Genomic DNA, 23,832 nt, shown 5'->3' with positions numbered 1-23,832 from the left:
ATTAAGGTGTTGAGTGATTTTGTTAAAAAAAGACAAATTTATAATAAAATTGCTTGGAAAACTCCAAAATAAGTCCTTATATTTGCACCCGCATTCAAGGAAAGAATATGACTCGATAGCTCAGTTGGTAGAGCACATCACTTTTAATGATGGGGTCCTGGGTTCGAGCCCCAGTCGGGTCACAATTTTAGTGATCAACACATAATTTTCTTGAAAGCATTGACTCGATAGCTCAGTTGGTAGAGCACATCACTTTTAATGATGGGGTCCTGGGTTCGAGCCCCAGTCGGGTCACAAAAGGTCGAGTAATTTATTACTTGACCTTTTCTTTTTTTAGGCCACGTGGAGAAACGGTAGACTTGCCAGCTTGAGGGGCTGGTGCTCGCAAGGGCGTGCGGGTTCAAATCCCGCCGTGGTCACGGATAAATAAAAATGCTTCAAAATAATCAAGTTTACTTGAAATTATTTTGAAGCATTTTTGTTTTTAAAGCGGAGCTTTGTTGGGAAAGACAAAGTAAATTCCAATGCGATATTTTAAAGTTTTAATTTTGGTATGATTTTAAAATTCCATTCTCAAAATAACAATAAAAACCATCTTCATAAACCCATTGTTCATGAGTACCCCATGAGCCAACACTACTATTTACATCATTAGGCTTGCCTAAGGAAATCAATGCCATTTTTTCGGTCATTCCAATCCAATAATAACCTTTTTTTAATTTTTCATAAATTGACTTACCGTATTTTTTTAAATCTCTATTTTCTTGTTCTTGATTATATTTCTTTACTTGACTTATTCTTTTTTGTTCCTTAAAATTTAATAATTTCTCTTTTTCAATAATTTTAAAGTCTTTTAATCTATTTACTTCATAGTTTTCTTTAATCCACATTTCATTAATATATCCACAAACAGAATTAATACAAACCTTAAAATAAGCGTTAACATAGTCAGTTACTAAAACCTCAGAGTCTTTATCTAAAATCAAAATTATATCACTACCCACTAAAGGCTCTTTTTTTAAACTCCCATCTTTAAAAGCAATTGAAACAATTGATGAATCTTTAATAGTTTTTAGAACTTCTTTGGATTTTAATTTCTCAATATCAAATTCAATATTTTTAATCGAATCCTTTAAAGAAAGAATATTTATATTGAATTTATTTATTTTATTTACAAGTAGATTTATCTGCTCATTTGTATTTTGAGCATTTGTAAAGCTCGAAATAAATAGAATTAACAATAATATTCTTTTCATTTTTTTTTAAATATAGATTACTAAAACTCAAATATAAACTATTAAAACTCATTTCATTTGAGGTTTTCCGTAATGAAAAACATTATTTTCCAAACTTTACTCAATTAATAAGCCAACTCCATCTTTAAAAAGTATTACATTTAACTCGGCAGCTTTTCAATCAGTCGCAGTATTAGTAACTAAAAATTAAATTTATTTTAATAAAAAAAGCGCCTTGACATATTATCAAGGCGCTTCTTATTGTTTTAAAATACGTTTATTTCATTAACTGCTGCAAAGGCTTCAATTGCTCTAAATCGATATTAGATTGCTGTAGAACGCTCATCATAGTCATAACACTAGTAGGATTCATATCCTTGCCTAAAATTCTCACTACGGCAAAACCTGTTTCTTTTTTATTCGCAAAAAAAACAAACTCTTCAATATGCTCATCAGTTCCTACAAAGCTAACGGAAGCACCTTCTTTACCTGAACCAAACTTCATGAGTTGCTGGTATTTTTTGTCTTTTAGGATTAAATTAACCTTAGCACGCTCAATTTCAAATTGCGCTTTATTTTTATCATTTAATTTGAAAGCCAAAACATTCATCTTGTCAAAGGACTCCAAAGCATCACTCTGTGCAATTGACAATTTTGTTTTATCAACGTTCAGAATATTAGGCGACACATCAAGCGCGATAAAGTTTTTATTTTCAGTATTTTCAACAAAATACTTTTGCAAAGTCGGTTCTGAGTTACAGCTCACGAGAAACAAACTCAATAGCAATGCTAATCCATAAACTGTTTTCATCTTATTTTTTTCCTTTAGTTGCTTTCTTCAAATCTTCTCCGCCAGGAATTTTCATCTTATTAGTAAGCACTGCAATTTCATTCAAATCGAAGTTTCCTTTCAAAGACATTAAAACGGTATCGTCATTTTTAGCCCCTTCAATAAACATGAACAACTCTCTTATTTGAGAATCAGTTACTCCTGATTTTACTAAAATTTTAATGCTACGGCCATCTTCATTCACGCGCATCAGCTCTTCTAATCCTGCTGTCTTTATGTACTTATCAGCTACAACCTTCATTTCGCTTTCTAGTTTAGCGCTTTTAGTAGTAAAAACTTTCAAATCATCTAATTTCTTTATCAAGCTCAAGTATTGTTGCGTTTCTTTATCAGAAGCATCCATTTTTACTTTACTCATCAAGTCAAACATTTTTTTATTGACAATGATAGAGGTTACACCTTCTTGCCCATCGAATTTATCAAAAATGGCTTGTGCAAAAAAGGTAGTGGAAACGAAGCTGAATACTAGCGTTAGTATCAACTTTTTTGTAGTGTTAAAATTACTGTTCATTTTGTTATTATTGATTGTTGATTTCATTTTTTTAATTGTTATGGTTTAAAATTATTTTTTGTTTTTTACGGTTTACTCAAGGCAATTAAGAACCACCAGACTGTTTCTTTGTATCAATAAATATTTTATCCTTTGTGGTTTGATATTCTTGAATATACTTTACACTTTCTATGCCAACATTTACATTATCTGATAATAATGACAATGCTTTTTGAGTTGCTCTGAAAGCCTCTTCAGGATCATCATACGTTCCTAAATCTTGGCTTTTATTTACAACATCAGCACTGTAATAAGCATAGGTTCCTATTCCCAGCAAAACAACAACCGAAGCCGCAAGTGATAGCCACGTAGCATTACGCTTTATATTTCCCGCTTTTGGGAGTTGTGGTACTTGAGAGGTAAACTGCTGCTCTTTTGCAAAAGCATAAAATCCAAAGAGAGGTTTATATTGTTCTAAATGCTGCGCAACATTCGATGAAGAAAAATAAGTACGTAATTCATTTTCTTCTGCAATACTCGTTTCTCCTTGAAAGTATTTTTCTATTAAATCTTCTATTTTAACTAATTCCATAATTGTGTGTTTCTGTCATATAATCCCGTATCGTTTTCCTTGCTCTGGATAGCGCCACCCGAATCGCACTCTCATTCATTTCGAGTATTTTTGCGATTTCTTCAAATTCGTATTGTTCAATATCCCGCATTTGAATAATCAATCGTTGTTGAACGGGTAATTGATCCATTATTTTTTCAACCCAGTTCAAACTGTCCTGATCTTCTATTCTTTTATCCAAACTGGGTTCTCTATCTACATAATTAGTATGAACTATTTTTAGATTCCCTGTTCGTTTTGATTTTAGCTGATCCAAACAATAATTTTTTGTCATTGTCATTGCAAATGCTTCAATGCTACTGTATGCTTCTAAATTTTCATTTTTATTCCATAATTTGACCAAAACTTCCTGAGTTGCATCTTCGGCTTCTTCAGTACTCACCAGCAATCGCTTAGCAAGCCTAAACACTTTGTCTTTAAAAGGAGTGACGAGTAGTACAAACTCATTTTGATTCATAAAAAATTAGGTTTTTTAAACTGGTTATATAATCTAGACGACTCATTTATATTTTTGCAACAAAAAAACATGAAATAAAACTAAAGTTAGTATTTTTACGTTACTTATATTAAAACCTACTTATGAGAACACCTTTCAAATTTACGCTTTTATTATTTATAGCAGTTTTCGCTTTCCAAAGCTGCCAAGACAATGATGATGTTGCACCACCGGCAAGTTTAGATATTCAAGATTTTATTTGGAAAGGAATGAATCAATATTACTTATGGCAGGCAGATGTCCCAAATTTAGGAGATGATCGATTTGCAGACCAAGCTGAATTAAATACGTTCCTAAAAGGATACCCAGTTCCTGAAGAGTTATTTGACGCACTTAGAGTAGATAAAACCATCGATCGATTCAGTTGGATTGTAGACGATTATTTAGAACTAGAAGGAACACTTCAAGGCACTACGAAAAATAATGGTGTCGATTTTGGTTTAAGCAGAAAACCTGGAAGTACTACTGAAGTATTTGGTTACGTACGTTATATCATTGCCAATTCTGATGCATCTACGAAAGACATAAAGCGTGGTGATTTTTTTACTGCCGTAAATGGAACCCAACTTACTTTGAGTAATTACGAGGCTCTTTTATTTGGTTCCAACGAAAATTACACCTTAAACCTAGCTGATTTTAATGGTACAACTATTGTTGCCAATGGAAAATCAGTAGCATTAACGAAAACCGTTTTGTCTGAAAATCCAATTTTAATCAACAAAGTAATTACTTCTGGCTCTCATAAAATAGGCTATTTAATGTACAATGGTTTTTATGCTAATTATGATACTCAATTAAATGAAGCATTTGCTTCGTTAAAATCTCAAGGAGTTACGGATTTAGTTTTAGATTTACGTTATAACGGAGGTGGTTCTGTACAAACTGCTACCCGATTAGCGAGTATGATTACAGGGCAATTCACAGGACAGGTATTTGCTAAGCAACAATGGAACGCCAAAATCAATGCTTATTTCGAAGCTGAAAATCCAGCAGCACTAATCAACAGTTTTACAGACAAAATTGGAACCACTTCAATAAATAGTTTGAACTTAACTAAAGTTTATATATTGACTACTCAAAGTACTGCATCAGCAAGTGAATTAGTTATTAATGGATTAAAACCACACATTACTGTAGTACAAATTGGTGACGTAACGGTAGGAAAAAATGTAGGATCAGTTACATTATATGATTCCCCTACTTTTGGATCAGAAAACAGAAATCCAACTCACAGATATGCTATGCAGCCTATTGTTTTAAAAATTGTGAACTCAACTGGTTTTGGAGATTATTTTAATGGATTGCAACCTGATTATTTATTAAAAGAAACAATTAGCACCTATAGCGTTCTTGGCGATCCTTCTGAACCTTTATTGAGTACCGCAATTGGAAAAATAACAGGAACAACCAGAATGTTGAAACAAAATACCAGTAAGGAATTTGAGTTTGTTAACGATACAAAATCAATCAAAGGAATACAAAACCAAATGTATCTGGAGAAAGCACCAGAAGGCCTTTTAAAAGCATTGGAATAAAAAAAAAAATTTCTAATCTTGTAAGTAATCCAACTGCCAGAAAATTAAAAAAATCTATTACAATTTTGCCACAAATTTAAAGAGTAAACTCTATGAATTTGTGGCATTTTTTTTTAAATATTGGATCCATTTTGGGAACTACTTATTTACTGTTCCTTGTTCAAAATTAATTTCAACCCAGACAATAAATTATTTTTTTGTAAGTTTATATTGCATAACCCCTTAAATCAAAACCAGATGAGAAAATCAATTCCATTATTTCTAGCTTGTGCTACCTTAGTTTCTTTCGCATTTGTAAAACCAATTCCTAAAAAGACCCCGCAAATCAATATTGTTATTGATGCAGGACATGGCGGTACTGACTTTGGGGCAACTTCAAGTTCTGGTACTGAAAAACTAATTGTTGAACAAATTACCAACAAAATAAAATTCTTGAATAAAAATGAAAATGTAGTGATTCATCTAACGAGAAATGAAGATAAATACCTCTCCTTATCAGATCGTGCTGCTATTATTAATACCATCAAACCAGACTTGGTTTTGTCTTTGCACGTGAACCAAAGTGCGAATGTAGCTAAATCTGGAATGGAGTTTTACGTTGCCAATGAATCTGTGGTTAGCGAAAAATCCGTTTTAATTGCTAATGCCCTTCGTACTAAATTTATGCAGAACAACACCGTACCATCATCTGAAGTAAAGAAAGCTCCTTTTTTTATTTTAAAAAAATCAACTGCACCGGCTATCGTTGTTGAATTAGGCTATCTTTCTAATTTATCTGACAGAGCCTACTTAATGAATGATAAAGAACAAGATAAAATTGCAGCTACGATTATCTCGTTTGTTTCAGAATTAAAATAAAACTATTGCATATAAAAAAGAGAGACTTTCACCGCTGATTGTCTCTCTTTTCGTTTCCAAATTACAAATAACCTTCTTATTTAAAATTTTAGAGTATGAAATTTAAACCTAATTTGAAATTTCTGCCCAAAGTATTATAACCCACATTCTCTACAAAATCAGCGTTCAAAATATTACTCACTGCTCCAAAAATAGACAATCTATTTTTCACCAATTCATAACGAACCGAAGTGTTAACTAACTGATAGGAGCCTAAAACAATCTTTTTTGTAGCAAAAGTATTTCCATCATAAAAAGCATCATTTCTGTTAGCCACATACTGGTAATCAACTCCCCAGAACAAGCGGCTATTTATTTGAAAACCCAAAGCAGAATTAACTTTATGTTTCGGAATCAAGCGGTCTAAGGCACTGTCTACTTGCGTGAAAGTATAATTAGAATTCCAATTGATATTAGCGCTCAGGGCAAAAGAGATTTCTGTCTCAACACCTTTAGCTTTACTTAATCCATCGATATTAATGTAGTTGGAATCAAATGTTACTGGATCAAAATAGAAACCAATAAAATTAGTTTGTTCGCGATGGAAAGCAACTGTATTTAGCTTGAGTTTTTTGTCTAAAAATTGTGTTTCAAAACCCACTTCTATAGTTCTGTTTTTCTCTGGTGTCAAATCTGCATTTCCATATTCAGAGTACAATTGGTACAAACTTGGCGTCACAAAGGCAGTGCTGTAAGAAGCTAAGATCTTCAAAGGAATAGTCTGAAAGTCGAATGATGGATTTAGATTGTAAACCAACTGATTTCCATATTGACTATGAATATTCAATCGTGCGCCAGCATTCAAATTCAATCCTAAATCCGATGTAAAAACGCCTGTAATATAAGGGTCAATCATATTAAATTTAGTAGCTTCTTTCAAAATCCCACCATACGGTGTCACACTATTCATATCATGAAACTGATAGTGTGTTCCTGCCACAAAAAAGAAACGCTCCGTAACTTCATACTTGTTAAACCCGTCAAGATTGACGCTTCGTGATTCATACTGTGAAAATCCTGGTTTGTTTGAGTAAAAATCAAAATCATTATACGTTCGTACAATTTTATTAAAACTAGAATTCAAGTTGAATTCTCCTTTTGCATATTTGTATTTTGGAAGAAAACCAAAACGAAATTGTTCTGACATTGTGGTATTCAAATCCGTATCATTAAAACCCGTATTATCAAAAGAAGCATCATAATCAGTACTAACTTTATCATAATTACCAAAAAAATCCAATTTTAATTTATCTGAAACAAGGTATCCTACTTTCGCTAAATAATTGATTCGAGAGAAGTCATCTTCTTCATATTTATCTGTTGGAGTTAGCGGAGCAATTTGTGACATTCCCATAATTTCAGTACTACTCAAAGAGGCAAAATAATTGACTTTATTCCCCTTTCCATTTACTGAAAAACCTTGATTATAACTTTGTGCACTTGTTTTATCTGAAGTTGCTGTATTATTTGTTCCTACATTTACATACGCATTTCCTTGAATGGCTTTTTTGCCTGATTTTTTTAATGTGATGCTGATCACACCTGTTGCAGCACCAGATCCATAAAGGGTACTTGCTGCTCCTTTCATGATTTCGATACTCTCTACCTGATCAATAGGAAGCAAACGCAAATCATACTCAAAACTTATTCCTGAGGCATCATTTACAGGAATCCCATCAATAAGAATCAATACTTGGTTGTTTTTTCCACCGCGAATGTAGTATCCTAAATTTTTACCTGCGGCACTTTGGTTACCGTTAATTTCTAAACCAGCTACAGCACTTAAGATGTTCGCAAGGTTTTGTCCCGCTTTATTTTTTAAATCCTGAGCGGTAATTTTAGTGATTACTTTTCCTGATTTTTCCTTTGCCAGAGCAAATTTAGAGTCAGAGACTACTACTTCTTTCAATTCATCTTGTGAAGAAATAGCTTCACTTTGTTGCGCAAATGCACAGCTTGTTATTAGCACGCACAACGCACTAATACGAACGATTTTTTTGTTCATTTAATTAAACATTTTGCAGCAGTTCTTTTTTTTGATACTGCTCCATTACTAAAATTGGGAGAAAAGCACAGAATGACCCATACCCAAACCTTTTTTCCCGAAAGTTTGATACTCGATGTAATAGGCAGGTCTCCTGGCTTGCGTCTTGTTGTTTACCTTCCCATTCAAACTTTAGATTTAGGATTTAAGACTTTAGATATATAATCTAAAACCTACATTCTAAAATCTACAATTACAAACAGTGGTTTTGTAGATAACAACAAGCTGGATAGCTTACAGTTGCGGGTACAGCCCAGGACTCTTAATTTAAGATTTAGGATTCTTGATTTAGGATTTAAACCTAAAATCTGAAACCTAAAATCTGAAATCTTTCACCTGATTCCCTTTTAATGCGATCTAAAAAAAATTAAACCACAACCTCAATACGGCAGCAAAGATAAAATTTTAATAAGTTTATAACCTAAACAATTCTTAATTTTATCATTAAGGAATTTGAGAACCTTAAAAATCTGCAGTTTTCTGAACCGTATTTTAGAATTAAAAAAAATTAAACAATAAACAAAGCTTCACTATGTTCCTTATCACAACATAATAAAATTGAAATTATACAAACGGCTAGTAAATAAAAAGAAGTTCAACATTCGCAGTATTAGTACCCAATAGCAAACTTGTTCAATTTTTTACTGCCAAAAATAAACAAGAAATTGTATAATTTTGATATACCTTTGTTGCTATAATAAAATTAAATCATGAAATTCTTCTTTAAATTAATCCTTTTTGTTTTCTCGCTTGCCACTATCGTTGGATGTAAAAAAAGTGAAAACCTAGACCTAAAAGGAAGTACTAATTCAGAAAACACAATCAAATATGCTTCGGGACTTTCTATCAATACTTTCGAAGGCTATTCCGTTGTAAAGGTTTCAAATCCTTGGCCTGAAGCCAATAAAAACTTCACTTACATCTTAAAAGAAAAAAACGGCAGCATTCCTGACAGCTTACAAAAATATCCCACAATTCAAGTTCCTTTGCAATCGATTGTGGTTACCTCGACAACTAATATTCCTTTTTTGGAAATGCTGAGAGTTGAAAAATCACTTGTGGGCTTTCCGCACACCGATTATGTTTCTTCCGAAAAAACCAGAAAACGAATTGATGCCGGTCGTGTTAAAAACATCGGACAAAATGAGAAATTAAACATGGAACAACTCATTGAATTGGCCCCTGATTTAATTGTAACTTTTGGAATTGACAACAACAATCCGATGATTGATAATTTACAAAAAAGCGGCCTTAAAGTGCTTATTCAAGCAGACTGGATGGAACAAACACCACTAGGAAAAGCCGAATGGATTAAGCTTTACGGTGCTTTATTTGGAAAACAAAAGGAAGCCAAAACACTTTTTGATGAAATCGTAAAAAATTACAATGATGGTATACAATTAGTGGCAGCTCAAAAACCAACTGCAACTGTTTTATACGGATCCATGTATGGAGATCAGTGGTATGTGGCAAGAGGAAATAGCTGGGTAGCCCAATTTATGAAGGATGCCAAAGCAAATTATTTATGGGCAAACGTCGAAGGTACAGGAAGCCTTAGCTTACCATTTGAAAAAATATTAGAGAAAGCAAAAACAGCGAAATATTGGATTGCAACGGGATCTTTTAAAAGTATAACCGAGTTAAAAAACAGCAATCCGCATTACAATCAATTTGATGCTTTAAAATCTAATAATGTGTATACTTTTGAAAGTAAATTAGGTGCTACTGGAGGAACCATCTATTATGAATTAGCACCAAGCAGACCGGATTTAGTCTTGAAAGATTGCATTAAAATCTTCCATCCGGAACTGCTTCCAAATTATACTTTTACTTTTGCACAAAAACTAAATTAAATATAATAGTACAAATAGACGACAATTGAACAATCAAAAACGAAATACGATTCTATTTATATTGCTTACTTTAGGGCTTATTCTTTTGTTTTTTGTAAACATTAGTTTTGGCTCTATTTCCATTCCTTTTAAAGAAATCTATACTAGTTTAACTGGTGGTCAAGCGAGTAAATCTACTTGGGAATACATCATCATCAATTATCGTTTACCCAAAGCCATTACTGCAATTCTTGTTGGAATGGGATTATCTATAAGTGGCTTGCTGATGCAAACTTTGTTTCGTAATCCATTGGCAGGACCTTATGTTTTAGGATTGAGTTCTGGTGCTAGTTTAGGTGTCGCTTTTGTAATTTTAGGAGCAAGTTTACTTCCTCCTTTTTTGAGTACTATTTTGTTGTCATCGTATGGAGTTGTTTTAGCATCAACTATTGGGAGTTCAGTCGTATTACTTGCAGTTTTGGTTGTTTCACAACGGTTGCGCGATACCATGGCCATCTTAATTGTGGGATTAATGTTTGGTAGTTTCACGAGTGCAATAGTTGGCGTTCTTACGTACTTTAGTTCGGCGGAACAATTGCAAAAATTCACATTTTGGTCCATGGGAAACTTAGGCAATTTGTCGTGGTCTTCTGTATCAATTCTAACGATTTGTGTAGGCATCGGTTTATTATTAAGTTTATTTAGCATCAAGCCCCTAAATGCATTACTGTTGGGTGAGAATTACGCTCGCAGTTTAGGTTTAAATTTCAAAAAAACACGGTTAATTATCATTTTTGCAACGAGTATTTTAGCGGGAAGTATAACGGCTTATGCTGGTCCTATCGCCTTTATAGGATTGGCCGTGCCACATATTGCTAAATTGATCTTTCAAACCAGCAACCATTCTATTTTGTATTGGAGTACGTTACTTTTAGGAGCCTCGATACTGCTTTTTTGTGATGTGATTTCAGAATTACCCGCGTTAGAAATTATGTTACCAATCAATGCCGTAACTTCAATAATTGGCGCTCCAGTTGTCATTTGGTTATTGGTTAGAAAACAAAAAATGATTGCCTAATGGAAAACAAAATCATCTTACAAGCGTCTCAAATCAGCATCGGTTATTCTCATAAAAAAGAGAAAATCGTAGTGGCTTCGGATATTTCTATTGCTTTAAAAAAAGGAAAACTGATTGCTTTAATTGGAGCCAATGGCATTGGAAAATCAACACTTTTAAAGACGATAACTGGAATCCAGAAACCGCTTTTGGGTGCAGTTTTCTTGAATGAAAAGAAAATCACTGATTATGAACCTTTGGACTTGGCCCAAAACCTAAGTATCGTTTTAACCGAAAAATTACCCCCGAGTAATTTAACCGTTTTTGAACTCATTGCTTTAGGAAGACAGCCCTACACCAATTGGATGGGAACTTTATCTGATATTGACATTGTAAAAATCAGTGAAGCTATGGAACTGACACAAATCAGTCATTTAGCCACCAAAAAACATTATGAGATTAGTGACGGGCAATTGCAAAAAGTATTGATTGCACGAGCTTTGGCACAGGATACTCCATTAATAATTTTGGACGAACCCACTACCCATTTGGATTTATTACATAAGGTAGCTTTATTCAAACTTTTGAAAAAACTCGCTCATGAAACCGGTAAATGCATTTTATTTTCTACCCATGATATCGATATGGCGATACAATTGACTGACGAAATGATTATCATGACGCCTGAAACCGTCTTGCAAGATGAGCCTTGTAATTTCATTGCAAAAGGTAGTTTCAACACCTTGTTCAAAGACGAACATATTGTTTTTGATGCTGAAAAAGGAAAGTTTGTAATAACTTAACCACAAAGACTCTAAGAAGGCAAGAAGTTCACTGAGTTTAAAAACTTATATCTTGTTCCCGCAAAATCTGAAATCAAGAATCGTTAATCAAAAAATCTTCAATCCAATCTGCCTTCTCGCCTCGCCCACAACAAAAGCAACAGAATTAGCAATATTAAAACTGCGAATTAAGGCTGACATGGGGATTTTAAGTTGATTTTCATTGGCGAATAAATTTAGTACCTCTTGGCTCAAGCCTTTGCTTTCTTTGCCAAAAACTAACCAATCACCATCTTGGAAATCAGTTTCTAAATAGGATTTTGAAGCATGAGAACTCATCAGGAAAACTCGAGATAAATCTGGAATCTGCGCTTTCCATTCGGCTACATTTTGATATTCGGTCACGTCAAGATGCACCCAATAATCCAAACCAGAACGTTTTAGATTTTTATCATTGATCACAAAACCAAAAGGATGAATTAAATGCAAACGGCTTTCAGTGCCTACGCACAATCGGCCAATATTTCCGGTGTTATTTGGTATTTCGGGTTCTACTAAAACGATGTTTAACATTGTAATTATTGTTATTTTTTATTGTTATTTTTCATTCGAATCGACTGCAAAATCAGATACTTCCAAAACTTCTCCAGCCTGCAAATCATTAAGATGTACGTTTCCTATTCGAACGCGAACCAATCGTAACGTAGGAAAACCAACAGCGGCAGTCATTTTTCGGACTTGGCGAAACTTCCCTTCATTTACCGTTATCGAAGCCCAAGACGTAGGACCATGACGTTCATCCCGTATTTTTTTTCCTCTTGCGCCAAAAGCGGGAATTTCATTTATCAAAAACGCTCTACACGGTTTAGTGATGTATTTCGTGCCATTGAAACCTATTTCAACTCCTTTTTGCAATTGCTCAATGGCTTCTTGATCAATGATTCCGTCAACTTGTACATAATATTCCTTATCTACTTTTTTACTACGGATGATTTCGCTCATCATTCCATCCGTAGTTAATAGCAATAACCCTTCTGAATCTTCGTCAAGACGACCAATTGCCATAGTTCCTTTTGGGAAACCGTGCAATTCACCCAGCAGTTTCTTTTTTCTTTTTAATTCGTAAATAAACTGACTCAGATACCCGTAAGGCTTATGAATGATGAAATGAGAATGAGACATTTTAGTGTATTAATTGTGTGTGCAAAGATAGTTTTGTTTTCGCTGGATTTAAAATAGTGTCGCCATACATTTATTGGTGTAAACCAAAAGCTATGTTAAATGATTGAATTCCTTTGTTTAAAAGACGTAATCTTATAGAAGCTAACAGTATTAGCGTTAAAATTAAAGAGCATGGAAAGCAACGATTTAGGTTCAAAAAAAACAAATAATAAGCAAAATATAAACGAAGGATTAAGCGGTCAGAATCTAGCCCAAAATACGAATCCTGAAGTATCCCATTTAAAATCAGAAGTAGAAACTGATAGTCATGGAAATCAAAAAATTGTCCAAAGAGCAAGGAATATAGACGGAACTCTTGAACAGAATGAGGATAGTACTCCTATAAATTTAAGCTCTGATATTGCAAATGTTTCTGAAGAACAAGCTAAAAAAATGGTCGAAAATAAAGATCATAACTCGGACATTACTGCTAACCGTTATCCAAATTCCCATCCAGATAATAAGGAAGACCGAGGGAATATAAAACTGGATGAATAATAATTGATTTAGTGCAAAAAGGCCAATACGAATCTAATTCCTATTGGTCTTTTTAATTTTCTATTCTAAAGTATTACTTCTTAATTTCCCAATTCCAATGAATAACGTTCCAAAAAAAAGAAAAGCCAATAGCATAAAAAAACTGTTAATCAATACTTTTTCATAACCCAAAAGTATCACATCTATAAATGGATAGGGATAAAAACTAAAAAAAGCGCCCCGAACTAACGTGTAAACCAAATACACTGCAGGGAAGATCAACCACGGAAAGATGTTTTTGAATTCCAATGTTTTCTTAGGGACAAATAGAATCCAATATAGTAAAACCAATATTGGAATGACCGAATGCAATAACTCATCTGCTACTTTTTGCAGACCCGTTGGAGCCCATAAAAAACGAAGAATTGCATTGTAAACAATTCCAACAATGGTGATGTATAACGTAATTGCTGTTGTGTTTTTAGGTTTCGAAAAAAACAATCCCCATTTGGATTTTGGCTTCAGCCAAAGAAAAGTAAAACAAACTGCCACTAAAATATTAGATTGAATCGTGAAAAAACTAAAAAACCGAACAATCGTTTCCGAAAGTGACACCACCCGATTGATAATGATAAGGTACAATTGTAATACAACCGCAAACCAACCGACAATAGCAATAATTGCAAAAAAACGAGAATTCAATTTTAAAGATTTATCCTGCATATTTTTTAAAGTATAAAAATTAATTGCCAACTACATTTACAAATCCATGAATGCTAAAACTTGAGATACTATTTTGATTTCCGAAAGGAAGGAAGGAAACTTTTGTTTATTTTTACAAACTTACAAAAAGAAATTTTATGTCAAATATGCTTCCGTTTTTATTGATTTTCATCGTTGCTCTCGCTATTGGTATTTTTATTGGCAAACTCATTTTCTCCGCCCGATTCCAATCGGAAAAAATCAGTTTAGAAGAAAAACTAATTGCTTTTACTTCCCAATTCAACCAACTAAAAGAGCAAATTACTAGTGACAAAGTAGCTTTTGAAAAACAATTAGAAACCACCAATACTGAAAAAGAAAGCATTAGGAACGAAAAAGACAGTTTAGCCATTCAGCTTTCAAAAAAAGAAGTAGATTTTGAGAATCTTTGGGAACGCAACAAAGAACAAAAAGAAGAAGTCGAGAAACTGCAAGAAAAATTCACCAAAGAATTTGAGAATCTCGCCAACAAAATATTAGACGAAAAGTCCAATAAATTCACAGAACAGAACAAAGAAAATATGAAAAACATCTTGTCGCCTTTACAGGATAAAATTCAATTGTTCGAAAAGAAAGTCGAGGACACTCATAAAGAAAGTATTGATTATCATGCGGCTTTGCGCCAACAAATTCTAGGCTTACGAGAAATGAATATTCAAATGAGCAAGGAAACCATCAACCTAACCAAAGCTTTAAAAGGCGACAGCAAGATGCAGGGAAATTGGGGCGAATTAGTTTTAGAACGTGTTCTTGAAAAATCAGGTTTGGAAAAAGGGCGTGAATATGAAGTGCAACAAGCCTTTACTACCGAAGACGGAAATCGCGTTTTCCCTGACGTTGTCATCAATTTACCGGATGGTAAAAAGATGATTGTCGATTCTAAAGTTTCTTTGACCGCTTATGAAAAGTACATCAATGAAGAAGATGACGATGTAAAAGTTGGATTTTTAAAAGAACACGTCAATTCCATAAAGCGCCACGTAGAGCAGTTAGGCAATAAAAATTACCAAGATTTATATCAAATAGAAAGCCCTGATTTTGTGCTGCTATTCATCCCTATCGAACCGGCTTTTGCCATGGCGCTTAATGAGGATACCACATTATACAATAAGGCCTTCGAAAAAAACATTGTCATTGTTACGCCTGCCACTTTATTAGCTACGTTGCGAACTATTGACAGTATGTGGACCAACCAAAAACAACAGGAAAATGCACTCGAAATTGCAAGACAAGCGGGAGCTTTATACGATAAATTTGAGGGTTTTGTAGCTGATCTAATCAAAATCGGAAAGAAGATAGACGAAAGCAAAACAGAATACAGTGGCGCCATGAACAAACTAGTAGAAGGAAAAGGAAATCTGATCGTGAGTGTGGAGAAATTGAAAAAGATGGGAGCTAAAGCCAAAAAAGCGCTTCCAGAAAGCATCATAAACAGAGCAGAAAAAGATGAAAATCAACTTTTAAACTAAATTCAAAATGAGAAAATTTTTAATGATAATGGCGTTAGTACTAGTAGTATCAGTTGCTGGTTATTTTACTTTTTTATACACAGCGACGTATAGCGAAGGGGTACGCTCAGGCGAATTGATAAAAGTAAGTCGCAAAGGAGTTGCATTCAAAACTTGGGAAGGCGAAATAAGCCAAGGAATTTCAGGAGCACAAATTTTTACTTTTTCTGTGATGGATAGTGAGGAAAAAGTAATTGCCGACTTACAAGAGCTAGAAGGGCAATATGTTCAGGTAAATTATGTAGAACGGTACAGAACATTTCCATGGTGGGGTGATACTCGCTATTTTATTACAGAAGTCAAAAAAGTGAATTCTCCTTTTAAAATAAAATAAATGAATCGTACTTTTAAAACCGTAGCTTCCTCTGACATCAAAATATCGGAATTGATGTTGCCGTCACACACTAATTTTAGCGGTAAGATACATGGTGGATATATTTTGTCCTTATTAGATCAGATTGCTTTTGCCTGTGCCTCTAAATTTTCAGGAAATTATTGTGTAACTGCATCTGTCGATACGGTAAATTTCCTCAAACCAATTGAAGTAGGCGAACTAGTAACTATGAAAGCCTGTGTGAATTATGTGGGCAATAGCTCCATGATTATTGGGATTCGAGTAGAAGCCGAAAATATTCAAACTGGAAAAATAAAACATTGTAATTCTTCCTATTTTACGATGGTTGCCAAGGACAAAGATGGCAATAGTATGCTGGTTCCAGGATTAATTTTGTCTGATATGAATGAAGTTCGTCGCTTTTGCAACTGCATCAAACAAATAGCTTTAAAAAAGGAAAAAGATCTACATGAAGAAAAATTTGATTACACTTCAAAAGAATCCTTAGAAAACTTAAAAAAATACAACATTAAGTTAGAGCTGTAACTACAACTAAGCAATAAGCATAAAACAATGTCGTATTTTTTTTAGCTTATAAATCACATAAGTTTAAGTTTCATTTGTCTTAGGCTTATATAACTTAAGTAAGAATAAGGTCATTTAAGATTTAATGCTTATATGACGCCTATGTTAAATATTATTTTACTCATTTTATTGTACGACATTTAATAGTTCCAAATACTTATATCCTTAGTAAAGCTGTTTTTTACTAATACTGTACTTTAATTTCTGATTAAAAAACCTAGAAAAATTAACGAATTTGGAGATTTTTCAACGGCTCAATACTTTTATGTTATCAGTTAATTTCGTAACTTTAAGTAATTTAATTCATAAACCACTATGAAAAAAATTACGCTACTACTATTCTTCATTATTACAATGCAGGCTATTGCTCAAGATAAAATGGTGACTTATGAAGGAATCACACATTTTGAAGCATCAGTTCCGTTATTTGAAGAAGTAAAAGCAACTAATGAAAAGACTACTTGTATTTTACTAACTAAGACTGGCCAAATTACTTGCTGGATGAATATTAAAGATTTCAAATTTGAAAGAAGCTTGATGAAAGAACACTTCAATGACAACTATATGGAAAGCAAACGGTTTCCAAGAGCTGTTTTCAAAGGTGAAATTGAAAAATTTGATTTAAAAAATATCAATTCAGCCGATAAAGAATATCAAATAACTGGAAAAATCACGATTCATGGTAGAACTAAAAAAATCCGCATTAGTAGTTCCCTAAAAAAAGTAGGGAAGCGAATTGAACTTATCGCTAGTTTCCCTTTAAATACGGACGATTTTAATATTGAAATCCCATTTATTGTTCGTAGCAAAATAGCTAAAAAAGTAAACACTCAAATTATTTATGTCTTACAATAAATTTATTTCATTAAACAATTTCGTAGCGCTTCTTCCAGATTTTTAAATTGAAATTGAAAACCCGTCTGTTCAATTTTATCTGAGGACACTCTTCTTCCGGTCAAGACAATTACGGCCATTTCGCCCATGACCAATTTTAGTACAAAAGCCGGAACATTAGGCAACCAAATAGAATAACCAAAAATACGTGCTAGGGTTTTAGAAAAAATAGAATTAGTGGTATTATCAAGAACGGCTGCATTATAAGCACCTTCAATATTTGGATTCATAACTGCCTGCAAATAGATGGCACACAAGTCATCCACATGAATCCAAGGCATGTATTGCTCTCCAGATCCCAATGCAGATCCCAATCTAAATTGAAACAAAGGAATCAGTTTTTTTAGAAAACCATCATTTTTACCTAATACTAATCCAGTACGGATTTTTACCGTGCGAATGTTTAGGTTTTCAATAAAATCTATAGCGCCTTCCCATTTCTGACAGGTGTACCCCAGAAAATCATTTGCATAAGTTGAATCCTCTGAACAAATTTCCTCCCCATTTATAGCACCATAAATACCTACTGCCGAAGCAGAAATAAAAGCATCCAACTTTTTATTATTCTTTTTTAAAACAGCATACAACAACTGAGTTGACTTTTCTCTACTATCAATAATTTCAGCTTTTCGTTTGGCAGTCCATCTTTTCTCTGCAATATTTTCACCTGCTAAGTGGATAATAAAATCTGCATTCAAAACTGCTTTTTCATCTATTGTCTGATTGGCAACATCCCATTTGTAATAGAATATGTCTCCTTTATTTTGTTTTTCATTTCTACTTAGGATAGAAACTGAATACCCATTCGCAATCAATAAACCTGTTAAATGACTACCAATAAATCCAGAACCTCCGCTTATTAAAACATTTTTTTTCATAATAATGTAAAGCTAATGATTTATAATGATATAAAATTATATTAAATTTTGTTTAACTTTATTAATATATCGTTAAACATTTACTACCTTTATACTTTAATTTGAAATTTACTAAAAATGGCTACTAAAAAGACAATACTAACAAAGGACAAAATAGTTTCAATGTATATGAACTACGTTCTCGATCATAGTGAAAAACCAAAATCAGTGCATCATTTTGCAAAGATGAATGATTTTACAGAAACTGAATTCTACTCCTTTTTTGGAACTATAGAAAGTATCGAGAAAGAGATTTTTAAAATGTTTCTCGAAAAGACGGTAGAATTGTTGAACAAAAACAAAGAATATGAAACGTATGATATGAAAAGTAAAATGCTAAGTTTCTATTTTACTTTTTTTGAGATTCTAACGGCAAACAGAAGTTATGTAGTACTCGTTTTAAAAGAACACAACAATCAATTAAAAAAACTGATGCAGCTCGCTGAACTAAGAACTAGTTTCAAGGAATACCTATCAGGAATTATGTCTGACGATTTTAGAATTCAACAAGAAAAAATTCAAAAATTCCAAGAGAAAGCATTTCAAGAAACGTCATGGATTCAACTTTTATTGACATTAAAATTTTGGCTAGATGACTCTTCTGCCTCTTTTGAAAAAACAGACATCTATATTGAGAAGTCAGTAAAAGCTTCTTTTGAATTGATGAATATTGCTCCTCTGGAGAGCTTAATCGACTTTGGAAAATTTATTTTCAAAGAAAAAATATACAACAAGTAATGAAAACGATAGATTATATTCCTACTTCAAAAATTGAAAGGGCGACAAAACTAGTACAAACCGGAGCAAAAGTTGGTGTAAACTACTTGAAATATTACGGCGAAAAAATAGTCAATTCTGACTTGACTCGTGATAAACTCAACGAAGACAATGCCGAAGATATTTATGACGGATTAAAAAGTCTGAAAGGAAGTGCGCTGAAAGTTGCGCAAATGCTTAGTATGGATAAAAGTTTTTTGCCACAGGCCTACGTAGAAAAATTTTCGCTTTCTCAATTTTCGGTACCACCACTTTCTGCGCCATTAGTACTAAAAACATTCAAAACAAATTTTGGTAAAACACCATACGAAATTTTTGATGAATTCAATGCAAACTCCGTTAACGCAGCAAGTATTGGGCAAGTGCATGTTGCCATGAAAGATGGTAAAAAACTAGCCGTAAAAATTCAGTATCCTGGCGTAGCCAATAGTATTTCCTCTGATTTAGCTTTGGTAAAACCAATTGCGATTAGAATGTTCAACCTTCAAGGAAAAGATTCTGATAAATATTTCAAGGAAGTTGAAGACAAATTGGTTGAGGAAACTAACTATTTATTGGAACTAAAACAAAGCCAAGAAGTAGTTGAAGCCTGTAAAAAGATTGAAAATCTGGTTTTCCCAAATTACTATTCTCAATTTTCATCAGAGAAAATTATCACGATGGATTGGATGACGGGAATACATCTTTCGGAATTCACAAATAAAAATGACAATCAGGAAGTCGCAGATAAAATTGGGCAAGCCTTATGGGATTTTTATATGTACCAAATTCATATTCTGAAAAAAGTACATGCTGATCCACATCCGGGAAATTTCTTGGTCAACGATAAAAACGAGTTGGTTGCGTTAGATTTTGGATGTATGAAACAAATTCCAAATGACTTTTACATTCCTTATTTTGAATTGATAAACAAGGAAGTTATTGACAACAAAAAACTTTTTAGCCAAAAATTATACGAATTAGAAATTCTTAGAGCGGATGATTCCAAAGAAGAAGTGGCCTATTTCACGCAAATGTTTTACGATTTATTATCGCTATTCACCAAGCCATTTCAAACTAAAATTTTTGATTTTTCTGATGCAGCCTTCTTTGAAAGCATTGCACAATTAGGAGAACGATTTTCAAAAGACACGAATTTGCGTAAAATGAACGGCAATAGAGGATCTAAACATTTCATTTACATGAATAGAACGTTTTTTGGATTGTACAATTTGATGTTTGATTTGAAAGCGACAATTGTCGTTAATGAATTTGAAAAATACAACTAGTGAAGAAAGAAAATCTGCCTTCTAAAATGTGTTTGGTTTGCAACCGACCATTTAATTGGCGGAAAAAATGGGAAAAAGTTTGGGACGAAGTCAAATACTGTAGTGAAAAATGCAAAAGAAACAAAAAGGGTTAGTTTGGTTTAGAAATGATTTGAGAGTTCATGATAACGAATCGTTGACAAATGCTATTAATGAAAATGAAACCGTAATTGCGGTGTACTTTTTTGACCCAAGACATTATGAGCAAACACGATTTGGTTTTAAGAAAACAGAGAAATATCGGGCTCAATTCTTAATTGAATCGGTAACTGCATTGCGACAAAATCTGGAAAAATTAAATATTTCGCTTTTGGTTTATCACCAAAAACCCGAAGATTCGATTCCAGAAATTATTGCTCTAAATGAAATCACTTCTGTTTACTTCCAAGAAGAATGGACCAGTGAGGAAATGGAAGTTTTAGAAAATATAAAATTAAAAGTTTCGGAATCAGTAGTTTTCACAGCTACTTACAATCAGTTCTTATTTCATCCTGAAGATATTCCGTTTGAAATCCAATCGATTCCAAATGTTTTTACACAATTCAGAAATAAGTGTGAAAAATCAACGAAAATCCGACCTCAATTTTCAGTTCAACCCATGCCTAAAGAAAATTGGAGCACAAATGAAACTGTGATTCCAAGCATGGCAACACTAGAGTTTACTGCTTTTGAAATAGACTCCAGAACGGCGTTCCCTTTTCTTGGTGGCGAAGATGAAGCACTGAAAAGGCTGCACAGTTATTTTTGGGAAACCAAAAAATTAAGTGTTTACAAGCTCACTCGTAACGGATTAATTGGAACTGATTTTAGTTCGAAATTTTCTCCTTGGTTGGCAAACGGTTCTATTTCGGCGAAGAGTATTTATTGGGAAATTGTTAAATACGAGCAACAAATCGAGAAAAATGATTCGACTTATTGGTTAATTTTCGAACTGATTTGGAGGGATTATTTTAAATATATATCATTGAAAAACGGGAATTCCATTTTTAAAATTGGAGGAATTTTAGATAAAAAATACGATTGGAAAAGCAATCAATCAGCTATAAACAACTGGATCAAAGGCAACACACAGGAACCTTTTGTAAATGCCAACATGATCGAATTGCAGCAAACAGGATGGATGAGCAATCGCGGCAGGCAAAATGTGGCGTCTTATTTTGCAAAGAATCTTCTGTTAGACTGGCGCATAGGAGCTACGTATTTTGAAGCTATGTTACTAGATTATGACGTACATAGCAATTACGGCAATTGGATGTATGTTTCCGGTGTAGGCAACGATCCCAGAGATAGAAAATTCAATATTAAGTTACAAGCCGAGAATTATGACGGACAATCAAAATTCCAAAAATTATGGCTGCAACAACAATTATTTTAAAAATTAAATGAATACTAACAAGGAACATATCAATGTGGTTTGGTTTAAAAGAGACCTTCGTTTACAGGATAACGAGGCGATTTTTAATGCAACGCAATCAGGCATACCCACTTTGTTGCTTTATGTATTTGAAAAATCTTTAGAAAATGACTCGCATTACAGCTCAAGACATTGGAATTTTATCAAGCAATCCCTATTAGACCTCAATAAACAGTTGGAACAATCGAACACGAGAGTACTCGCTGTAACTTCTGAGGTGCTGCAGGTATTTAACATCCTAGAGGAAACGTACAAGATTGATACCGTATACTCCCACCAGGAAACCGGTTTAAAAATCACTTATGAAAGAGATAAAACCTTCAAACGATTTTGCAAAAACAATCTAATTAATTGGATTGAAAACACTAATAACGGAATTTTCAGAGCGTTGAAAAACAGAAATAATTGGGTTTCAAAGTGGGAAAAATACATGAATGAACCTCTATTTATTTTTGATTCGAAAGCAGAAAATTTTCTTCATATCGAAGCTATTATCGAACTGGAAAAAACATTGGAAAAGGTCAATTTAGAAACAATCCCGAATACTGTTTTTCAAAAAGGAGGAAGCACAATGGCTGGGAAATATTTACAAAATTTCTTTGAAGAGCGCTATCATAATTATAGTTCGCACATCTCTAAACCATTATTAGCGCGAAAAAGTTGCAGCAGATTATCTCCCTACATTGCGTGGGGAAATCTTTCGTCCAGACAAGTATTGCAGAAAGCGGCCACGTTCCGATTGACATGTAGCCATAAAAAACAAATTGACTCTTTTATATCTAGGCTGACTTGGCAGGCACATTTCATACAAAAATTTGAGATGGAAGAAATCATGGAGTTTGAAAGTGTGAATAAAGGATTTCATTCTTTAAAAAAGAAAGTCAATGAAAATTATATTGAAGCCTGGAAAACGGGACAAACAGGATTCCCTTTAATCGATGCTTCCATGCGTTGCTTGAATCAAACTGGTTATTTGAACTTTAGAATGCGTGCGATGTTAGTGTCTTTTTTCACTCATAATTTATGGCAACCTTGGCAAGAAGCCACACAACATTTATCACAAATGTTCTTGGATTTTGAACCTGGAATTCATTTTCCGCAGTTGCAAATGCAGGCTGGTGAAACGGGAATCAATATGTTACGTATATATAATCCAATAAAGAATAGTTACGAACACGATCCAGATGGTGAATTTATTAAGAAATGGGTTCCTGAATTGCGCAACTTGCCACGGGCTTTTGTGCATGAACCCTATAAAATGACTTATTTAGACCAAAAATTTAATGATTTTGAAGTAGGAATTAGTTATCCAAAACCCATTGTAAATATGGAACGAACGAGAAAATTTGCTAGTGATTTTTTATGGAAAATGAAGAAAAATCCATTGGTAAAAGAAGAAAGTTCAAGGATATTAAAGTTACACACCATGGCCGATATTGGAGACAGCGAATAATATTTTAATGGAAATAAAAATATAATTTATGAATACAAAAAAAGAACTAACTGATTTAGAAAAAGATAGAATCATTGAGATGGCTTGGGAAGACCGAACCACTTTTGATGCCATTTTAATGCAATTTGGATTAAAAGAACAAGAAGTAATTGACTTGATGCGTACCGAAATGAAACCTTCGAGTTTTAGAATGTGGCGTGAAAGAGTACAAGGCCGCAAAACCAAACACGAAAAATTAAGAGATTTTCGTGAAGGTCGTTTCAAGTGTACGATGCAGAGACAAATTAACAATAATAAAATTTCTAAAAGATAATAATAGAAAAAATTGATAAAT

The 23,832-nt window shown here is 33.4% G+C and carries 26 protein-coding genes, 3 tRNA genes and 1 riboswitch; of the genes, 19 read left to right on the top strand and 10 right to left on the bottom strand.

What is annotated here, in order from left to right; translation table 11 throughout:
* Nucleotides 1–109: 109 nt before the first annotated feature.
* The 3 genes from V5J73_RS04345 to V5J73_RS04335 all read left to right on the top strand — a co-directional run bounded on the left by V5J73_RS04345 (nt 110) and on the right by V5J73_RS04335 (nt 419).
* Nucleotides 110–182, top strand: a tRNA-Lys gene (locus V5J73_RS04345).
* Between the two features lie 39 nt (nt 183–221).
* A tRNA-Lys gene (locus V5J73_RS04340) sits at nt 222–294 on the top strand.
* Nucleotides 295–336: 42 nt separating this feature from the next.
* Nucleotides 337–419 (top strand) — tRNA-Leu (locus tag V5J73_RS04335).
* A gap of 123 nt (nt 420–542) precedes the next feature.
* On the opposite strand, the gene V5J73_RS04330 is transcribed toward V5J73_RS04335, so the two are convergent.
* The 5 genes from V5J73_RS04330 to V5J73_RS04310 form a co-directional block, all read right to left on the bottom strand.
* Nucleotides 543–1,256 (bottom strand): hypothetical protein, encoded by a 714-nt coding sequence (locus V5J73_RS04330; RefSeq protein WP_338647868.1) that lies wholly within the window; start codon nt 1,254–1,256, stop codon nt 543–545.
* Nucleotides 1,257–1,512: 256 nt separating this feature from the next.
* Nucleotides 1,513–2,046, bottom strand: a complete 534-nt coding sequence (locus V5J73_RS04325) for a DUF4252 domain-containing protein (protein ID WP_338647867.1) — start codon at nt 2,044–2,046, stop codon at nt 1,513–1,515.
* A 1-nt stretch (nt 2,047) separates the two neighbouring features.
* Nucleotides 2,048–2,623 carry a DUF4252 domain-containing protein gene (locus tag V5J73_RS04320; protein WP_338647866.1) on the bottom strand — a complete coding sequence of 192 codons (576 nt, stop codon included), beginning with the start codon at nt 2,621–2,623 and terminating at the stop codon, nt 2,048–2,050.
* A gap of 58 nt (nt 2,624–2,681) precedes the next feature.
* Nucleotides 2,682–3,167, bottom strand: coding sequence for a hypothetical protein (locus V5J73_RS04315; protein ID WP_338647865.1), 486 nt, complete (start codon nt 3,165–3,167; stop codon nt 2,682–2,684).
* Nucleotides 3,154–3,663, bottom strand: coding sequence for an RNA polymerase sigma factor (locus V5J73_RS04310; protein WP_338647863.1), 510 nt, complete (start codon nt 3,661–3,663; stop codon nt 3,154–3,156). Before V5J73_RS04310 ends, V5J73_RS04315 begins: the two co-directional genes overlap by 14 nt.
* A 122-nt stretch (nt 3,664–3,785) precedes the next feature.
* Between V5J73_RS04310 and V5J73_RS04305 the strand changes: the two genes are divergently transcribed.
* Nucleotides 3,786–5,237: a S41 family peptidase gene (locus V5J73_RS04305; RefSeq protein ID WP_338647861.1), complete on the top strand. Its 1,452-nt coding sequence runs from the start codon at nt 3,786–3,788 to the stop codon at nt 5,235–5,237.
* A gap of 237 nt (nt 5,238–5,474) precedes the next feature.
* Nucleotides 5,475–6,095 carry an N-acetylmuramoyl-L-alanine amidase family protein gene (locus V5J73_RS04300; RefSeq protein ID WP_338647859.1) on the top strand — a complete coding sequence of 207 codons (621 nt, stop codon included), beginning with the start codon at nt 5,475–5,477 and terminating at the stop codon, nt 6,093–6,095.
* 88 nt (nt 6,096–6,183) lie between these two features.
* On the opposite strand, the gene V5J73_RS04295 is transcribed toward V5J73_RS04300, so the two are convergent.
* The gene (locus tag V5J73_RS04295; RefSeq protein ID WP_338647858.1) at nt 6,184–8,139 is read right to left on the bottom strand and encodes a TonB-dependent receptor plug domain-containing protein; all 1,956 of its coding nucleotides are present in this window, start codon (nt 8,137–8,139) and stop codon (nt 6,184–6,186) included.
* A 107-nt stretch (nt 8,140–8,246) separates the two neighbouring features.
* Nucleotides 8,247–8,576: riboswitch (cobalamin riboswitch) on the bottom strand.
* Nucleotides 8,577–8,888: 312 nt separating this feature from the next.
* Between V5J73_RS04295 and V5J73_RS04290 the strand changes: the two genes are divergently transcribed.
* Genes V5J73_RS04290 through V5J73_RS04280 form a run of 3 tightly spaced genes read left to right on the top strand, consistent with a single transcriptional unit; the run spans nt 8,889 to nt 11,870 of the window.
* Nucleotides 8,889–10,031 carry an ABC transporter substrate-binding protein gene (locus V5J73_RS04290; protein WP_338647857.1) on the top strand — a complete coding sequence of 381 codons (1,143 nt, stop codon included), beginning with the start codon at nt 8,889–8,891 and terminating at the stop codon, nt 10,029–10,031.
* A 25-nt stretch (nt 10,032–10,056) separates the two neighbouring features.
* The gene (locus V5J73_RS04285; RefSeq protein ID WP_338647856.1) at nt 10,057–11,088 is read left to right on the top strand and encodes an iron ABC transporter permease; all 1,032 of its coding nucleotides are present in this window, start codon (nt 10,057–10,059) and stop codon (nt 11,086–11,088) included.
* Complete coding sequence (locus tag V5J73_RS04280) at nt 11,088–11,870, top strand: ABC transporter ATP-binding protein (protein WP_338647855.1); 783 nt, start codon at nt 11,088–11,090, stop codon at nt 11,868–11,870. The genes V5J73_RS04285 and V5J73_RS04280 overlap by 1 nt, the downstream gene beginning before the upstream one ends.
* Nucleotides 11,871–11,957: 87 nt before the next feature.
* Here the strand turns inward: V5J73_RS04280 and V5J73_RS04275 are convergent, their stop codons facing one another.
* Nucleotides 11,958–12,422, bottom strand: a complete 465-nt coding sequence (locus tag V5J73_RS04275; protein ID WP_338647854.1) for a tRNA (cytidine(34)-2'-O)-methyltransferase — start codon at nt 12,420–12,422, stop codon at nt 11,958–11,960.
* Nucleotides 12,423–12,446: 24 nt separating this feature from the next.
* Nucleotides 12,447–13,031: a pseudouridine synthase gene (locus V5J73_RS04270; protein ID WP_338647853.1), complete on the bottom strand. Its 585-nt coding sequence runs from the start codon at nt 13,029–13,031 to the stop codon at nt 12,447–12,449.
* Nucleotides 13,032–13,202: 171 nt separating this feature from the next.
* Between V5J73_RS04270 and V5J73_RS04265 the strand changes: the two genes are divergently transcribed.
* Nucleotides 13,203–13,568, top strand: a complete 366-nt coding sequence (locus tag V5J73_RS04265; protein ID WP_338647852.1) for a hypothetical protein — start codon at nt 13,203–13,205, stop codon at nt 13,566–13,568.
* Between the two features lie 60 nt (nt 13,569–13,628).
* Here the strand turns inward: V5J73_RS04265 and V5J73_RS04260 are convergent, their stop codons facing one another.
* Nucleotides 13,629–14,270, bottom strand: coding sequence for a Pr6Pr family membrane protein (locus tag V5J73_RS04260; protein ID WP_338647851.1), 642 nt, complete (start codon nt 14,268–14,270; stop codon nt 13,629–13,631).
* Nucleotides 14,271–14,407: 137 nt separating this feature from the next.
* Between V5J73_RS04260 and rmuC the strand changes: the two genes are divergently transcribed.
* The 4 genes from rmuC (at nt 14,408) to V5J73_RS04240 (ending at nt 17,591) form a co-directional block, all read left to right on the top strand.
* Nucleotides 14,408–15,778: a DNA recombination protein RmuC gene (rmuC, locus tag V5J73_RS04255; RefSeq protein ID WP_338647850.1), complete on the top strand. Its 1,371-nt coding sequence runs from the start codon at nt 14,408–14,410 to the stop codon at nt 15,776–15,778.
* 7 nt (nt 15,779–15,785) lie between these two features.
* Nucleotides 15,786–16,151, top strand: coding sequence for a 6-phosphogluconate dehydrogenase (locus tag V5J73_RS04250; RefSeq protein WP_338647849.1), 366 nt, complete (start codon nt 15,786–15,788; stop codon nt 16,149–16,151).
* Nucleotides 16,152–16,697, top strand: a complete 546-nt coding sequence (locus tag V5J73_RS04245; protein WP_338647847.1) for an acyl-CoA thioesterase — start codon at nt 16,152–16,154, stop codon at nt 16,695–16,697.
* Between the two features lie 354 nt (nt 16,698–17,051).
* A complete protein-coding gene (locus V5J73_RS04240; protein ID WP_338647846.1) occupies nt 17,052–17,591 on the top strand; it encodes a YceI family protein in 540 nt (179 codons plus the stop codon).
* A 2-nt stretch (nt 17,592–17,593) separates the two neighbouring features.
* Here V5J73_RS04240 and V5J73_RS04235 read toward each other — a convergent pair whose 3' ends face one another.
* Nucleotides 17,594–18,508, bottom strand: a complete 915-nt coding sequence (locus V5J73_RS04235) for a TIGR01777 family oxidoreductase (RefSeq protein ID WP_338647844.1) — start codon at nt 18,506–18,508, stop codon at nt 17,594–17,596.
* A 117-nt stretch (nt 18,509–18,625) separates the two neighbouring features.
* On the opposite strand from V5J73_RS04235, the gene V5J73_RS04230 reads away from it, so the two are divergent.
* From V5J73_RS04230 to V5J73_RS04205, 6 genes are read left to right on the top strand one after another with little or no spacing between them, the layout of a single operon-like run.
* Nucleotides 18,626–19,285, top strand: coding sequence for a TetR family transcriptional regulator C-terminal domain-containing protein (locus V5J73_RS04230; RefSeq protein WP_338647843.1), 660 nt, complete (start codon nt 18,626–18,628; stop codon nt 19,283–19,285).
* Nucleotides 19,285–20,592 carry an ABC1 kinase family protein gene (locus V5J73_RS04225; protein WP_338647842.1) on the top strand — a complete coding sequence of 436 codons (1,308 nt, stop codon included), beginning with the start codon at nt 19,285–19,287 and terminating at the stop codon, nt 20,590–20,592. The genes V5J73_RS04230 and V5J73_RS04225 overlap by 1 nt, the downstream gene beginning before the upstream one ends.
* Complete coding sequence (locus V5J73_RS04220) at nt 20,592–20,726, top strand: DUF2256 domain-containing protein (RefSeq protein ID WP_338647841.1); 135 nt, start codon at nt 20,592–20,594, stop codon at nt 20,724–20,726. The genes V5J73_RS04225 and V5J73_RS04220 overlap by 1 nt, the downstream gene beginning before the upstream one ends.
* Nucleotides 20,702–22,006: a DASH family cryptochrome gene (locus V5J73_RS04215; RefSeq protein WP_338647840.1), complete on the top strand. Its 1,305-nt coding sequence runs from the start codon at nt 20,702–20,704 to the stop codon at nt 22,004–22,006. Before V5J73_RS04220 ends, V5J73_RS04215 begins: the two co-directional genes overlap by 25 nt.
* A gap of 7 nt (nt 22,007–22,013) precedes the next feature.
* On the top strand, nt 22,014–23,498 hold the full coding sequence (locus V5J73_RS04210; RefSeq protein ID WP_338647839.1) for a cryptochrome/deoxyribodipyrimidine photo-lyase family protein: 1,485 nt from the start codon (nt 22,014–22,016) through the stop codon (nt 23,496–23,498).
* Nucleotides 23,499–23,526: 28 nt separating this feature from the next.
* Nucleotides 23,527–23,811, top strand: coding sequence for a TIGR03643 family protein (locus tag V5J73_RS04205; RefSeq protein WP_196851858.1), 285 nt, complete (start codon nt 23,527–23,529; stop codon nt 23,809–23,811).
* The last annotated feature ends 21 nt before the right edge of the window (nt 23,812–23,832 follow it).

The sequence above is a fragment of the Flavobacterium sp. KS-LB2 genome, assembly GCF_036895565.1.
Lineage (GTDB): Bacteria > Bacteroidota > Bacteroidia > Flavobacteriales > Flavobacteriaceae > Flavobacterium.
This window is presented reverse-complemented; position numbering and strand designations above follow the sequence as displayed.